The 13,852-nt window shown below is 59.3% G+C and carries 13 protein-coding genes; 4 read left to right on the top strand and 9 right to left on the bottom strand.

Features of this window, described 5'->3' with window-relative positions:
* Positions 1 to 31 precede the first annotated feature (31 nt).
* The 3 genes from mgtE to RDL77_RS10785 form a co-directional block, all read right to left on the bottom strand.
* Positions 32 to 1,417, bottom strand: coding sequence for a magnesium transporter (mgtE, locus tag RDL77_RS10775; protein ID WP_288192813.1), 1,386 nt, complete (start codon positions 1,415 to 1,417; stop codon positions 32 to 34).
* Between the two features lie 283 nt (positions 1,418 to 1,700).
* Positions 1,701 to 4,142: an FAD-dependent oxidoreductase gene (locus tag RDL77_RS10780; protein ID WP_288192814.1), complete on the bottom strand. Its 2,442-nt coding sequence runs from the start codon at positions 4,140 to 4,142 to the stop codon at positions 1,701 to 1,703.
* Positions 4,139 to 5,035 carry a phosphotransferase gene (locus RDL77_RS10785; RefSeq protein WP_223613842.1) on the bottom strand — a complete coding sequence of 299 codons (897 nt, stop codon included), beginning with the start codon at positions 5,033 to 5,035 and terminating at the stop codon, positions 4,139 to 4,141. The genes RDL77_RS10780 and RDL77_RS10785 overlap by 4 nt, the downstream gene beginning before the upstream one ends.
* Before the next feature lie 175 nt (positions 5,036 to 5,210).
* On the opposite strand from RDL77_RS10785, the gene RDL77_RS10790 reads away from it, so the two are divergent.
* Together RDL77_RS10790 and RDL77_RS10795 are read left to right on the top strand one after the other, a co-directional pair.
* On the top strand, positions 5,211 to 6,017 hold the full coding sequence (locus RDL77_RS10790) for a DeoR/GlpR family DNA-binding transcription regulator (protein WP_288192815.1): 807 nt from the start codon (positions 5,211 to 5,213) through the stop codon (positions 6,015 to 6,017).
* Between the two features lie 28 nt (positions 6,018 to 6,045).
* On the top strand, positions 6,046 to 6,615 hold the full coding sequence (locus RDL77_RS10795; RefSeq protein ID WP_288192816.1) for a methylated-DNA--[protein]-cysteine S-methyltransferase: 570 nt from the start codon (positions 6,046 to 6,048) through the stop codon (positions 6,613 to 6,615).
* On the opposite strand, the gene RDL77_RS10800 is transcribed toward RDL77_RS10795, so the two are convergent.
* Positions 6,612 to 7,997, bottom strand: a complete 1,386-nt coding sequence (locus RDL77_RS10800) for a PLP-dependent aminotransferase family protein (protein WP_288192817.1) — start codon at positions 7,995 to 7,997, stop codon at positions 6,612 to 6,614. The two genes, RDL77_RS10795 and RDL77_RS10800, sit on opposite strands and share 4 nt — an antisense overlap.
* A 198-nt stretch (positions 7,998 to 8,195) precedes the next feature.
* Between RDL77_RS10800 and RDL77_RS10805 the strand changes: the two genes are divergently transcribed.
* Positions 8,196 to 8,588 carry a DUF983 domain-containing protein gene (locus RDL77_RS10805; protein WP_223613838.1) on the top strand — a complete coding sequence of 131 codons (393 nt, stop codon included), beginning with the start codon at positions 8,196 to 8,198 and terminating at the stop codon, positions 8,586 to 8,588.
* Between the two features lie 39 nt (positions 8,589 to 8,627).
* On the opposite strand, the gene RDL77_RS10810 is transcribed toward RDL77_RS10805, so the two are convergent.
* Positions 8,628 to 9,368: an SDR family oxidoreductase gene (locus RDL77_RS10810; protein WP_223613837.1), complete on the bottom strand. Its 741-nt coding sequence runs from the start codon at positions 9,366 to 9,368 to the stop codon at positions 8,628 to 8,630.
* A 99-nt stretch (positions 9,369 to 9,467) separates the two neighbouring features.
* Here RDL77_RS10810 and RDL77_RS10815 point away from each other — a divergent pair, with 99 nt between their 5' ends.
* A complete protein-coding gene (locus RDL77_RS10815; protein ID WP_288192818.1) occupies positions 9,468 to 10,079 on the top strand; it encodes a TetR/AcrR family transcriptional regulator in 612 nt (203 codons plus the stop codon).
* A 29-nt stretch (positions 10,080 to 10,108) separates the two neighbouring features.
* Here the strand turns inward: RDL77_RS10815 and RDL77_RS10820 are convergent, their stop codons facing one another.
* The 4 genes from RDL77_RS10820 to ffh form a co-directional block, all read right to left on the bottom strand.
* Positions 10,109 to 11,284: an acyltransferase gene (locus RDL77_RS10820; protein WP_288192819.1), complete on the bottom strand. Its 1,176-nt coding sequence runs from the start codon at positions 11,282 to 11,284 to the stop codon at positions 10,109 to 10,111.
* 209 nt (positions 11,285 to 11,493) lie between these two features.
* Positions 11,494 to 11,934 (bottom strand): 30S ribosomal protein S16, encoded by a 441-nt coding sequence (gene rpsP, locus RDL77_RS10825; RefSeq protein WP_105734266.1) that lies wholly within the window; start codon positions 11,932 to 11,934, stop codon positions 11,494 to 11,496.
* Positions 11,935 to 11,952: 18 nt separating this feature from the next.
* Positions 11,953 to 12,261 carry a chorismate mutase gene (locus RDL77_RS10830; RefSeq protein WP_223613835.1) on the bottom strand — a complete coding sequence of 103 codons (309 nt, stop codon included), beginning with the start codon at positions 12,259 to 12,261 and terminating at the stop codon, positions 11,953 to 11,955.
* Positions 12,262 to 12,263: 2 nt separating this feature from the next.
* Complete coding sequence (gene ffh, locus RDL77_RS10835) at positions 12,264 to 13,835, bottom strand: signal recognition particle protein (protein WP_288192820.1); 1,572 nt, start codon at positions 13,833 to 13,835, stop codon at positions 12,264 to 12,266.
* Between the last annotated feature and the right edge of the window lie 17 nt (positions 13,836 to 13,852).

Genomic DNA, 13,852 nt, shown 5'->3' on the forward strand with positions numbered 1-13,852 from the left:
CGGCAAATCCGGGAATTTGCCGCGCGATTGGTCAAAGAAGGGTGCCGGAAAGAAAGACCAGCGCAATCGAGAAATAGATCACCAGCCCAGTCACATCGACCAGCGTGGCCACGAAGGGTGCGGAGGCACTGGCAGGGTCGAACCCGATTTTCTGCAGGATGAAGGGCAGCATGGACCCGACAAGCGAACCGAAGGTCACGATGCCGATCAGGGCTGCGCCGACTGTCGCTGCAATCAGCATCCAGTGCGGGCCGTAATTGTAAAGGCCGGCCATCTGCCATGTGGTGATGCGGATAACGCCGATCAGACCGAGGAAGGACCCAAGCGCCAGGCCGGTCGGCAGTTCCCGCAGCGCAACGCGCCACCAATCCTTCAGGCGCAGTTCCTGCAATGCCAAGGCACGGATCAGCAGGGATGTGGCCTGGGAGCCGGAATTGCCGCCCGAACTCATGATCAAAGGAATGAACAGGGTGAGAACCACGGCCTTTTCCAGTTCGCCCTCGAAATACTGCATGGCGCTGGCCGTCAGCATTTCGCTGAGAAACAGCACGCCGAGCCAGCCGGCGCGCTTGCGCAGCATCTGGACGAACCCGATCTGCATATAGGGCTTGTTGAGCGCCTCCATACCACCGAATTTCAGGGTATCCTCGGTCATTTCCTGGGTCATGGCGTCGATCACATCATCGACGGTTACGATGCCGATGATGTGATTGTCGTCATTCACCACGGGAACAGCGAGCAGATCGTGCTTGCGGAACAGCCGGGCCACGTCTTCCTGATCGGTGAGCGGGCCAACCGTGACCGGTGCCACGTCGCGGCCGACGCTCATGATGGAGTCGTTCGGTTCGCTGGTGATCAGGCGGCGCAAGGCGACGGCGCGCTGCAGACCCTTGGTCTTCGGATCGGTCACATAGATCGCATAGATCGTTTCGCGCGAGCGTTCCACCTCACGAATGTGCTGAAGCGTTGCAGCGACGCTCCAGTTGGCGGGAACGCTGACGAATTCCGTCGTCATCAGGCTGCCGGCCGTATGGGGTGGGTAATGCAGGAGTTTGCGCAGTGCTGCCTTGGTTTCCTGGCCGAGGCTGGCGGCAAGACGAATGCGGGTTTCGTCGTCGAACTGCTGGAAAATATCCGTCACGCGGTCCGCCGACATGGCATCGAGCAATTCCCGCGCAATGACGGGGGGAAGCGCTGTGATAATCTCGGCGGACGAATGGAGTTCCGGCTGATCCAGAATCAGAACCGCGTGATCCCGCGGCATTTCTGCCAGAATGCCGACTGCATCCTCGACATCGAGCTCATTGAGCAATTCGACAGCATCAGCAGCCTGCATGGACGCAAGCTGTTCAGCCACATTGGATGCCGTTGCCAAATCAGCATTGGCTGCATCCTGGTTTAAGCGAAGGTCGTTCATTTTAGCTCGCCTTTCCGTCGATCCGCCGTCATGGCTGATCGGGGCGAGCTGATCTCTTGAAATCAGGCCACGATCGCCGATGACGGCGCAAACAATCGACTGTAACTGTCGTCGCTGGGCATAAGAGATAGACTCCGGTTTGGTGATACGCGGTTGAAAATATATCAGCTGCGTGCTGCCATTTGGTCCCCTCTGCGGGGAAAGTCAACCCCCCGGAAATTATGCCGCAGGGCGTTGATTTGCTGCTGTTTCAGCGGGCTTGCCTGACGGGGCGCTGGACGCTTCACGCCTTTACTTTTGCGTTGTGCGGATCATAGAGCGGCTCGAGATGGATCGCGGCGGGAAAGCGCTCATTGGCGACGACAAGTTCATAGGTTCCCCCGGTCAGAAAGCCATCCGTGACACCCTCGGCATGGCGCACATAGCCGAAGCCGATGGCCTTGCCGAGCGTATAGCCAAAGCCGCCGCTGGTCAGGTACCCGACCGCCTCGCCGTTGCGCAGGATTGTTTCGCGCCCGAGGAGAACCACGTCCTCGCTCGCGACGGTAAAGCCGACGAAGCGCTTTTTGAGTGGTGCTGCCTGAATGGCCTCGCTGGCCTTCCGGCCGAGAAATTCCGTATCCTTGCGCAGTTTGACGGCCCAGCCCAGTCCCGCCTCGAAAGGCGCGTCATTGGGCGTGATGTCGGCGCCCCAGGCACGGTAACCCTTTTCCAGCCGCAGGGATTCCAATGCCCGGTATCCGACCGGCTTGATACCGAAATCGGCACCGGCCTGCATCAGGGCATCGAAGACGGCGCCGGTCGCGGCAATCGGGATGTGCAGTTCCCAGCCGAGTTCGCCGACATAGGTGACACGCAGGGCGCGGACCGTTGCTCCGGCAATGGTGATTTCCCTGACGTGACCGAAGGGGAAGGCGCTGTTGCCAACATCGGTATCCGTGATACGGGCGAGAACATCCCGCGCCTTCGGCCCCATCAGGGAAAGCGTGCCGAAATGCTCGGTGATATCGGTGAGGCGCGCGTCCAGCCCGTCGCCGATATGCTCCCTGATCCAGGCAAAGTCATGGGTGCGGAAGCCGGTGCCAGTGACGATATAGAACTTGTCTTCGGCAAGCCGCGCGACCGTGAGATCACACTCAATGCCGCCGCGCATGTTGAGCAGCTGTGTATAGGTCAGGCGCCCGACAGGCTTGGCGACATCATTGGCGCAGATGTAGTCCAGTGCCTTTAACGCGTCCTTGCCCGTCAGTTCATATTTGGCAAATGACGACTGGTCGAAAATACCGACGTTTTCACGCACCAGCGCATGTTCCTTGCCGACCTGGTCAAACCAGTTCTGCCGGCCCATGGAATAGATATCAACGGGCTCTGTTCCTTCCGGGGCAAACCAGTTGGGCCGCTCCCATCCGAGCTTTGAACCAAAGACCGCGCCATGCTCCTGCAGGCGCTTGTAGAGCGGCGAGACGATGGCTGGCCGCCCGGACGTATATTCCTCGTGCGGGAAGCCGATCGTGTAATGCTTGCCATAGGCCTCCAGCGTGCGGTCCCGGACCCATTCACGGTCGCGATGCAGATTGGAAAAGCGCCTGATGTCGACGGTCCACAGATCGAGAGGCGCTTCGCCATCGATGACCCACTGTGCGAGGACCCAACCGGCACCGCCGCCCGAGGCGATGCCGAAGGCGTTGAAGCCTGCGCCGACAAACATGTTGGAGCATTCCGGAGCCCGGCCAAGGATGAAATTGCCGTCCGGCGTGAAACTCTCGGGGCCATTGATCATCTGTTTGACGCCGACGGTTTCGAGCGCCGGAATGCGTTCGATGGCCTGCAGCATATGCTGCTCGAAATGATCGAAATCGTCGTCGAACAGGCGGAACTGCCAGTCCTCCGGCACATCGCCGGTCACCCAGCCCTGCGGATTGGGCTCATAGCCGCCCATGACCAGCCCACCCACCTCCTCCTTGAAATAGGTGCGCCGATCGGGATCGCGGATTGTCGGCGCGTTGGAGGACAGGCCATCGATCTTTTCCGTGATGATGTACTGGTGCTTGACGGGCTGCAGCGGCACATTGATCCCTGCCATCGCCCCGACCTGGCGTGCCCATTGCCCGGCACAGTTGACCACCTTTTCACAGGCGATATCACCCTGGTCCGTCTTGACCTTGACGATGCGTTCGCCATCCATCTCGAATCCGGTCACGCGGATGTTTTCGATGAGTTTCGCGCCGTTCATGCGGGCGCCGCGCGCCAGCGACTGGGTGATGTCGGACGGGCTTGCCTGTCCGTCTGTCGGCAGCCAGCTCGCGCCGACCAGATCGTCGACCCGCATCAGCGGCCACATGGCCTTGACCTCCCCAGGCGAAAGCAGGTGCATCTCCATGCCGAAGCTGCCGGCGGTCGTCGCCAGCCGGCGGAACTCGGTCCACCGGTCCGGATTGGTGGCAAGGCGCAGGCAGCCGGTCATTTTCCAGCCCGTTGCCAGACCGGTTTCTTCGTCGAGGCGCTTATAGAGATCGACGGAGTATTTCAGGACGCGCGTGATCGATGCGGAGGAGCGCAACTGACCGACCAGGCCCGCCGCGTGCCAGGTGGAGCCTGATGTGAGTTGCCCCTGTTCGAGCAGAACGACATCGGCCTTGTGATCTTTGGCGAGATGATAGGCGGTGGAGCAGCCGATGATGCCGCCGCCGATGACGATGATCTGGGCGTGACTGGGCAGGGTCATGATTTGTTTCCATAGGTGGTTCGAAACCGGTCGAGCGCCTGATCCAGCCGCTCCAGATTTTCGTGGGTATAGGCGACGTAATCGACGCCGGGTGCGTTGAGATACAATTCCGATACCATAGCCCACATCGCCTCGCGCAGCAGCGAGGCACATTGCATGGCGGCATGGGCACGTTTCAGCGCGTCATCCGGCGCAGCCCCGAAATAGGCGGTGAGAAGCACTTCCGATTCGTCGTCGCTCAGGCCCGCATTGGAGGCGATGCCGGCGAGATCGAACATGGCCGTGGAAAATCCGGCATATTCGAAGTCGATCAGCCAGAGGCGTTTGCCGTCATCGAGGATATTGGCAGGCAAGAGATCATTGTGGCTGAAGATGATCGGCAAGGGCATCTGTGCCGCCTCCATCTCCGTGGCTATGGCGAGGTAGTCGTCCAGGTGACCGGCCATGCGGCTTCTGCCGTCCTTGAGGGTGCGGGCATAATCGCGGATCACGTGGAACACCCAGAACATGAAAGCGGGGCCGGTGACGTGCTCCGGCATTGCCGTGTGAAACCGTCGGATCAGCTCTGCAACACCCACAATGTTGGTGCGCACGTCCTGGGAATCGTAGGTTTTCGCCCCGAGAAACGCCGATACCATGATGCCGTCATCCGCATGAAACAGTTCCGGCGCGAAACCGGCGCGATGGGCCGCCTTTGCCGTCATCGCTTCGCGGTCACGGAAGACATGGTGAAAGGGATAATCCTTGCCGAAGCGCACGACATATTTGCGGGTGTCATCCTCGACGACATAGCTCTCATTGCTGATCCCGCCCTTGAGCATCGATATCCGGATGTTGCCATGCCAAAGCGGCAAGGCAGCAATTCGAGCTTCACTGGTCTGGGTCTGCGGCATGGGGCAATCCAGAAAACAAGGGCCCGGATTGGGCGCTCACTGCAGCAAATCTCATCCGCATGTCTGGCGTTGTCAATCCAGAGTTGTGAGATTTTGTGGTTTTTATGACTGTTTTATAAAGTTTATGTGGTATTACTATCGGAAGGCGCGTGAACTTGCGGGATTGAAGAGGTGTTTGATGAGTTCCAAACGGCGTGGCGAGATTGCCAGAGTGCTGCAGGACGAGGGCACAATCTCGATTGCGGATCTCGCACAAAGACTGGGTGTCTCGCTTGAAACGATCCGGCGCGACGTCAAACCCCTGACGGATGAAGGGGTGATCGTGCGCACCCACGGCGCCGTGGGATTGCCGCAGCATCTGGGGGAAGCACCGTTCGAGCGGCGCATGCGGGAGAACGCCAGCGCCAAACGGGCAATTGCCCGCCATGTGGCCGGCACGATCCGCAGCGGAGATTCGATCATGCTCGATACGGGGACGACCACCAGCTTTCTGGCGCGCGAACTCCTGCACCACCGTAACCTGACGGTCGTGACCAATTCATCCGACATTGCCCGGACGCTGGCGACCGTCAACGGCAACAAGGTGTTCATGGCGGGAGGCGAATTGCGCAGCGACAACGGAGCGGCGTTCGGTGCTTTTGCCATCGACTTTGTCAGCCGGTTCAACGTTGCCCATGCGATCATCTCCATAGGCGCTATCGACGCGACGCACGGGTTGATGGACTATAATCTGGAGGAGGCCGAGTTCGCGCGCATGGTCCTGTCGCGCGGCGGACGTTCGGTTGTGGTAACCGACGCTTCCAAGTTCGGCCGGCATGGTCTCGTTCAGGTCTGCGATTTCACCGGTTTCGACGAGTTGGTGACGGATTCATCCCCTCCCGCCGTTATTCTCGAGGCGCTTGGCCGGGCCGGAGCCAAGGTCAACATCGTCGGTGAAGGCGCTCGGCAAGAAACGGGTGGCGGTCAAGTCGCAGGCGGATAAAATCACCCGGGTGAGTCGGGAGAGGATCGTGACAAAGACCCTGCGCTACAGGCATATACAGACACCCATCGGCCCCATGATCGCCATGGCGAATGATGAGGGGCTGTCTCTGCTGGAATTCGCCGACCGGCCGGCGCTGCCCGCGGAGCTCAACGAACTGGAGCAGCGCTATCGCTACACGATCATACCGGGCGAGCATCGCTATCTCGATCAGATCGACGGGGAAATGACCGCCTATTTCAGCGGCGTGCTCACGCGGTTCGAGACGCCGCTGTTTTTGCCTGCCACACCGTTTCAGCGTACGATATGGTCGATGCTTCTCGCCATTCCCTACGGCGAAACGCGGACCTATGGCGGCATGGCGCAGGCGCTTGGCAGGCCGAATTCGAGCCGGGCTGTGGGAGGAGCGAACGGGCAGAACCGCATCGCCGTTGTCGTTCCCTGTCACCGGATCATTGGCGCGGACGGATCGCTGACCGGCTATGGCGGCGGCCAGCCGCGCAAACGCTTCCTTCTCGATCTCGAACATCGGATTGCAGCCCAGACATCCGGACAACCGGTGTTTCACCCGATCACGGCGCAGGGAAGCTTTCTTTAAACAAGGATCCCGGTTGCGAAACGCGGCTCGTGCAGCAGCCGGTCGAGCAGGACCAGTGCCTGCTCCAGTCTCGGCCTGTTCGGCGCTGCACCCAGTGACAACCGCACCGCTTCGGGGTGGGCGGGTGCTATGCTGAAGGCCGAAGCGGGGACGATGCCAATGCCGGACCGGCGGGCCAATGCGGAGAATTCCGCAGCACTCCACTGAACCGGCACATCGAGCCACAGGTGATGCCCGGCGGGATGGGCGGCAAAATGCCAGTCCTTCAGCACTTTCCGTGCAATTGCCTGCCGGGTGCTGCTTTCCTCACGAATGGCCGCGGCGATCCCGTAAAGACTGCCATCATTGATCCAGGCGGTGGCGATGGCCATCAGCAGTGGCGATGCGGTGGGGTTGCTGGCGCGCAGGCTGGATGCGAGTTTCAGCACATCCAGCGCGGAAGGGCAGACCACATAGGCGACACGCAACGCCGGCGTGACACATTTCGACAGCGTGGCGATGTGCCAGGTGATGTCGGGCGCTATCGAGGCGATGGCCGGCAACGACGCATCGAGAAGTTCCGCATAGGGGTCATCCTCGATGATCATCACGTCATTGCGCTGGGCAATGCTGACGATTATCTGCCGGCGCGAAAGCGGCATTGTCACTGTCGTCGGATTGTCGATGGACGGGCAGAGGTAGATAGCCTTCGGTTTCAGGGTTCTGCAGCAACTCTCGAACACATCGGGAATAATACCGTTCCTGTCCGTGGCGAGCGGGTGCAGGGGAATATCGAGCGCCGAGCACACGGATTTCAGGCCGGGATAGGTGAGGGTTCCGGTGCAGATGGAGCCGCGCCCGGCCAGAAGACTGCAAATGGCAAAGAGCGCGCTTTGGGCTCCGCCTGCGACCAGCAGCCGGTCGGCCGACGGGGCTGCGCCAAAACGCGGTGCCAGCCATTTTGTCCCGGCGGCCCGCGCCGCTTCCGTCCCGGTGCTTTCCTGGTAGCTGAGAAAATGGCTTGAAGCGCCGTTGAGCACATGACTGACACCGTGGATCAAGTGACTGTGGAGATCCGCTTCCGGGGGCTGCGGCGGAATGATCATGGTGAGGTCGAGATCCGTCAGAAGCGACGCCAGGCACTGGACCGGCGGTGTCAGGGCACCCTTTATGATCGTGCCTGAACCGACTTTCGCTTCAATGAGGTCGAGGCGGCGCGCTTCGGTCATCGCCCGTGTGACTGTGGTCAGATCGATTCCAAGCTCTTTTGCAATCGCGCGCTGCGGCGGCAGCGCATCGCCGGGTTTGAGGATGCCGGAACCAATGTCTGCGACCAGCGCATCGACAATCCCCTGATGCTTGTAGCGGGAACTGGCGGCGATACGGGGTTTCCAGGTGGTCATGATGGACTCTTTGTATGGGCTCAAGCCATACAATTACCCATGATCTGCCATTAGAACAAGGACAAATCTTCCGTGTGACAAAGCGTCATGCTTGTTTATCCGCATACAATCCGTATATTTCTCTCAGATAGTATGCTGATTGTATGTGTATTTATGAAGAATAGCATACAATGAGGCTTCACTCGAAAGGCATCAGCCATGTCACAGACAGGCCACTACCACCCGACCGACAATCCGATGAAGACCGGCATTCTCGGCCGCTGTCCGCAATGTCAACAGGGGCGGCTGTTCCACGGATTTCTCAAGCTTGCTCCCTCCTGCGAGGTTTGCGGGCTCGACTATGCCTTCGCAGATCCAGCCGACGGTCCTGCGTTTTTTGCCATGACCATCGTGGCTGTTCCAGCCATGCTGTTCGCGCTCTGGCTGCAGACGACCTACGAAGTCTCAATCTGGGTGCATCTGTTCACCACACTGCCCCTGACCCTGTTCGGCAGCCTTATTCTGCTGCGGCCGCTGAAGGGCTGGCTGGTATGTTCGCAATTCTTCCACAAGGCCGAAGAAGGCCGCCTGGTGCGCAAGGGCGAGCAGTAAGAACGGCCCAGGCAATAAGGCCGGGGCCGTTCCCGTCGATCAGGTGTTGGCGCCCCCGTCGATTGTCAGCGACGTGCCGTTGATGAAACGGCCTTCCTCGCCGGCAAGAAATGCCACCAGACCGGCGATGTCCTTGGCTTCGCCGAAGCGCGGAATGGCCATGCGGGCGCGCTGGCCTTCGGCATGATCGCCATCGGCAGGATTCATATCGGTATCCGTCGAGCCGGGATGGACGATGTTGGCGGTAATCTCCCGCGGTCCGAGATCGCGCGCCAGCGCCTTGGTCAGGCCGATCAGAGCAGCCTTGCTGGTCGAATAGGCAATCAGGCCCGGGAAGGGAACGATTTCCGCCAGGTTGCTGCCGATGCTGATGATGCGTCCGCCAGCAGGCATGAATGCTGCGGCTGCCTTTGCCGCCACAAAACTCGCGCGGACATGAATCGACATCACCCGGTCGAATTCTTCCAGTTCCAGTTTATCGACAGTGTCCATCGTATAGACCCCGGCGCTGTTCACAAGAATGTCCAGCCGCCCAAGTCTGGCGTGGGCTTCATGCACCGCAGTCTCAACAGCCTTCGCATCGAGATTGTCCGCCTTGATGGCGATTGCCCGGCGTCCAAGCTTCTCGATGGCCTTGACCGTCGCGTCCGCCTTGTCCGGGGCGCTGGTGTAGGTGATGGCAATATCGGCACCGTCTTCGGCCAGTTTGAGGGCGATGGCTGCGCCGATACCGCGGCTTCCGCCGGTGATGAAGGCGACTTTAGGAGAGAGGCGAGACATCGATTTTCCTTTATGTAATGATTGATACATAAATAACTGCCACTCTTGCACCGAAGCGTCAAGCGATTTATGTATTGATTGTTACAAAAGGAGATTGCCATGTTGCCGAAGGGCCGGCCCCGCGCCTTTGACCGTGATGCCGCACTGGAACGCGCGATGCGCGTTTTCTGGCAGAAAGGCTATGACAGCGCTTCCATGAGCGATCTGACGGAGGCCATGCAGATCAATGCACCAAGCCTTTACGCGGCTTTCGGCAGCAAGGCTGGCCTGTTCAGGGCGGCAGTGGAACTTTACACGAATCAGGTGGGGCGGCGTATCAAGAACGCTTTGCCGACAGCGGCGACGGCAAAGGAAGGTATTGCCGATTTTCTCAAGCAAACCGCAATTTCGCACACGCATCCCGGCCAGCCGCATGGATGCATGGTCGTGTTGGGGGCGTTGCATGGTGAGGAGGGTGCGGGCACACCGTGTTCTCTCTTGCGCGAACGCCGCCTCGAGAATGTAGTGCTTCTACGCGAGCGGTTGGAACGCGGGGTGCGCGAAGGTGAGCTTTCCCCAAAGGCCGATCTGCAGCAGATCGCCGAGTTCTACGCCACCGTACAGCATGGGATGTCGATCACGGCCCGCGACGGGGCAACGCTGGATCAGCTGGTGAAAACCGCACATGCGGCTATGGCAGCCTGGGAGGGGCTGACGGCAACCCCGGGATAGAATGATTGAAGACCGACCTTCGTCAGGATTTAGACGGGCGCGGATGCAGGATTGTGATGCCCTTCGTGTTCTCCTCGTCCCAATTCTACGCCGGGGCGTTCGACAAACAAATGAACGACCAGGGCCCAAAGCACCAGGCTGACAAGAACACCGAGGATGGCAATCCAAAAATTGACGTCAGACGCCATCGCAAAATCGCGGAAGGGCTGTGTGGCAAACAGCGCATACAGAACCAGCCCCTGCATCATGTAAACCGCATAGCTGATTTCGCCGAGCCTGATGCAAGGCTTTGCAATGAGGAATCCGAATAAATCTGCGCCGCTGATCAGAAAATAAAATGCGAGGCCGAGAAGCAACGCTACCTCCGGCCGGTAAGCGCTGCCGTAAAGCAATATAATGGCAATCAGGCATCCGGCGCACAGGACGGATAAAACAAACTTTGGCAGCTTGAGCAGATAGTCCGAGGCCTCGAGCGAAGCGCTGACCATTCCACAGGCAAAGAAAACGTAAAAGACCAGGGTTGAACTGCCGCTCATGAGAACGAGAACCAGTGCCGTCAACAATGTCACGATCGCAAAAGGCAGGTGGGTGTGCGCCTGTCTGGCGAAGATGGCTAGAGCAGGCAAAGCAAAATAGAACTGCCATTCATATTGCAGCGTCCACGTAACGCCTGCCAAAATTATTGCTGAACTTGGCTCATCGTTCATCCCGGTGAACGGAAAGATTCCGATGGCCATGTTTTGGATGATCTGAAGAAGGTATTGCGACAGCGGTATCTTCAGAACACCGCCGGACTTCCAAAAGATAATTGCGACAGCGAGAGAAGCTGCCAGGCAATAAACGGGCGCAAGCCTGAAAAATCTGCCCTTCATCAGTTCGGCAAAGTCCAGACGCCCCTTTGAGCGGACAATTTTCGCCCAGAATAAATAGCCGGTTATCATGAAAAAACATGCAACACTGACCTGTCCGATAAGCGTGTAGAATCGTGAGGGGGGAACCTGCCATACACCCGACCGGATGAACTGATAGTAAATTACAGAATGGTGGATCGCCACTCCCAGCGCGAGAAATCCGCGGACGCCGTCAATGGCATTCACACGAACCGCCGTTGATTTGAAGCCGGCCCGATCAAAGCCCGGAAGATATGTCAAAAGCATCAGTAGGGCGAGGCACACGAATGTCGGCCAAATCGAATATACGGTCATGAGTGTACCCGCGTAATACTTGATCCAAGCACCCTGTGGTGGCTGGTTGTGATGCGTGAGAGATGATTGCCGTCAAACGGCACAGAGGTGGGTAAATGATGTATCGGGCGTTCGCTGTTTTTTAAAGTCTGTTCTTTCTTTGCAAGAGCAAAAACAAAAACGGGCGACCGTGAGCCACCCGTTTTGCAGTCTTGGCGATGCAGTAAAGCTTACTCGCTGGCAGCAGCTTCTTCAGCCGGTGCTTCGGCAGCGGCCTTAGCGGCTTCTTCAGCGGCCTTTGCAGCTTCAGCTTCAGCGGCAATCTTTGCCTTCGCGTCTTCTTCGGCCTGCTTGGCCATGGCAACGCGTTCCTGAGCCTTCTTGCCCGGAAGACCCTTTTCAGGGTTGCTGCGCGTGTCGCGCTTGGCAATGCCAGCCTGATCGAGGAAGCGCAGAACGCGGTCGGTTGGCTGCGCGCCGTGGCCGATCCAATGCTGGATGCGGTCAGCGTCGAGCTTGACGCGATCGCCATCCTTGGGAAGCATCGGGTTCCATGCGCCAACCGTTTCGATGAAACGGCCATCGCGTGGGGCACGAACGTCAGCAATGACGATGTGGTAGTAAGGGCGCTTCTTGGAGCCGGCACGTGCCAGGCGGATTTTCAGTGACATGGGGTATTCTCCTGTTGGTTAGTTCGCGGCGTTTTCTTTGGCCGCAGTTGTTTCGTGATGTCTGATCACTTCCTTGACGATGAAGTTGAGAAACTTCTCGGCAAAATCCGGGTCGAGGTCGGCCGACTGGGCGAGGGCGCGCAGACGTTCGACCTGTTGTTTTTCGCGCGCGGGATCAGCAGCTGCGAGGCCGTTTTTGGCCTTCAGCACACCCACGGCTTTGGTGCAGCGGAAACGTTCCGCCAGCATGTGGATCAGCGCCGCATCGATGTTGTCGATGGAGGCACGCAGTTCGAGTAATTCTTTTGGCAGAGAGGAAGACGTCATGATTATCCCTTCTTCTTCGGCAGGCCGGGAAGCCCGCCACCAAGGCCGGGCAAGCGCGGGAGGCCGCCGCCCAAACCACCACCGAGGCCACCCGGAAGACCGGGAAGACCACCACCCTTGCCGAAGCCTGCGGCTTCCGCCTGCCTCTGCAAGGCCTCAAGCTGTTTCGGATCCATCTTTGAGAGGTCAGGCATGCCGCCCATACCACCCATGCCGCCGAGACCCATCTTGGCACCAAGACCGCCCATCATCTGTTTCATGATGCCGCCTTTGCCCTTGCCGCCCATCGCCTTCATCATATCCGCCATCTGGCGGTGCATTTTGAGAAGTTTGTTGATGTCGGCGGCATTGGTGCCGGAGCCCTTGGCGATGCGCTGCTTGCGCGAATGTTTGAGCAAATCCGGATTGGTGCGCTCGGCCGCAGTCATGGAGGAAATGATCGCGAGCTGGCGCTTGAAGATGGAATCATCGAGGCCGGCTGCGGCCATCTGATCCTTCATCTTGCCCATGCCTGGCATCATGCCCATGATGCCGCCCATGCCGCCAAGCTTCTGCATCTGGCCGATCTGGTCTGCCAGATCGTTGAGATCGAACTTGCCGGATTGCATCTTCTTGGCCATCGCTGCGGCTTTTTCCGCATCGATGTTTTCGGCTGCCTTCTCGACCAGCGAAACGATGTCGCCCATACCGAGAATGCGGTCGGCGATACGGCGGGGGTAGAATTCCTCCAGCGCATCCATCTTTTCGCCGGTGGCAATCAGCTTGATCGGCTTGCCGGTGACGGCGCGCATCGAAAGCGCGGCACCGCCGCGGCCGTCGCCGTCCATGCGTGTCAGGACGAGACCGGTGATGCCGACACGTTCGTCGAAGGAGCGGGCGAGGTTGACGGCGTCCTGACCGGTCAGCGCATCGGCGACGAGCAGGATTTCGTGCGGATTGGCCTTCTTCCTGATGTCGGCCATTTCGACCATCAGCGGCTCGTCAATATGCGTGCGGCCCGCAGTATCGAGAATGACGACGTCATGGCCGCCGAGCTTGGCAGCCTGCACGGCGCGCGCGGCGATCTCGACCGGTGTCTGGCCGGCGATGATCGGCAGCGTGTCGACGCCGGTCTGCACGCCGAGCTGGCGCAACTGTTCCTGGGCGGCCGGACGGCGCGTGTCGAGCGACGCCAGCAGCACCTTCTTCTTCGACCGTTCGGTCAGGCGCTTGCCGATCTTGCCGGTGGTTGTGGTTTTACCGGAGCCCTGCAGGCCGACCATCATGATGACGACCGGCGCCGGGGCATTGAGATCGATAGTGACGCCTTCGGCGCCGAGCATGTCGACGAGTTCGTCATGGACGATCTTGACGACCATCTGGCCCGGCTTGATACTTTTCAGGACTTCGGCACCAACCGCCTTGGCGCGAACCTTGTCCGTGAATGAGCGGACAACATCGAGGGCAACGTCAGCTTCGATGAGGGCCCGGCGCACTTCGCGCAAAGCCGCCGCGACGTCGGCATCCGACAACGCGCCACGGCCGGTCAGGCCATTCAAAATTGAACCTAGTCGTTCCTGTAAGCTCTCAAACATCCGTTTTCCTTTATCCT

The organism is uncultured Phyllobacterium sp., assembly GCF_902479695.1.
Classification (GTDB): domain Bacteria; phylum Pseudomonadota; class Alphaproteobacteria; order Rhizobiales; family Rhizobiaceae; genus Phyllobacterium; species Phyllobacterium calauticae.

Bases quoted from the DNA above. Each gene is read 5' to 3' on its own strand.
- mgtE (WP_288192813.1), bottom strand. From the start codon at position 1,417: ATGAACGACCTTCGCTTAAACCAGGATGCAGCCAATGCTGATTTGGCA.
- RDL77_RS10780 (WP_288192814.1), bottom strand. From the start codon at position 4,142: ATGACCCTGCCCAGTCACGCCCAGATCATCGTCATCGGCGGCGGCATC.
- RDL77_RS10785 (WP_223613842.1), bottom strand. From the start codon at position 5,035: ATGCCGCAGACCCAGACCAGTGAAGCTCGAATTGCTGCCTTGCCGCTT.
- RDL77_RS10800 (WP_288192817.1), bottom strand. From the start codon at position 7,997: ATGACCACCTGGAAACCCCGTATCGCCGCCAGTTCCCGCTACAAGCAT.
- RDL77_RS10805 (WP_223613838.1), top strand. From the start codon at position 8,196: ATGTCACAGACAGGCCACTACCACCCGACCGACAATCCGATGAAGACC.
- RDL77_RS10810 (WP_223613837.1), bottom strand. From the start codon at position 9,368: ATGTCTCGCCTCTCTCCTAAAGTCGCCTTCATCACCGGCGGAAGCCGC.
- RDL77_RS10815 (WP_288192818.1), top strand. From the start codon at position 9,468: ATGTTGCCGAAGGGCCGGCCCCGCGCCTTTGACCGTGATGCCGCACTG.
- RDL77_RS10820 (WP_288192819.1), bottom strand. From the start codon at position 11,284: ATGACCGTATATTCGATTTGGCCGACATTCGTGTGCCTCGCCCTACTG.
- rpsP (WP_105734266.1), bottom strand. From the start codon at position 11,934: ATGTCACTGAAAATCCGCCTGGCACGTGCCGGCTCCAAGAAGCGCCCT.
- RDL77_RS10830 (WP_223613835.1), bottom strand. From the start codon at position 12,261: ATGACGTCTTCCTCTCTGCCAAAAGAATTACTCGAACTGCGTGCCTCC.
- ffh (WP_288192820.1), bottom strand. From the start codon at position 13,835: ATGTTTGAGAGCTTACAGGAACGACTAGGTTCAATTTTGAATGGCCTG.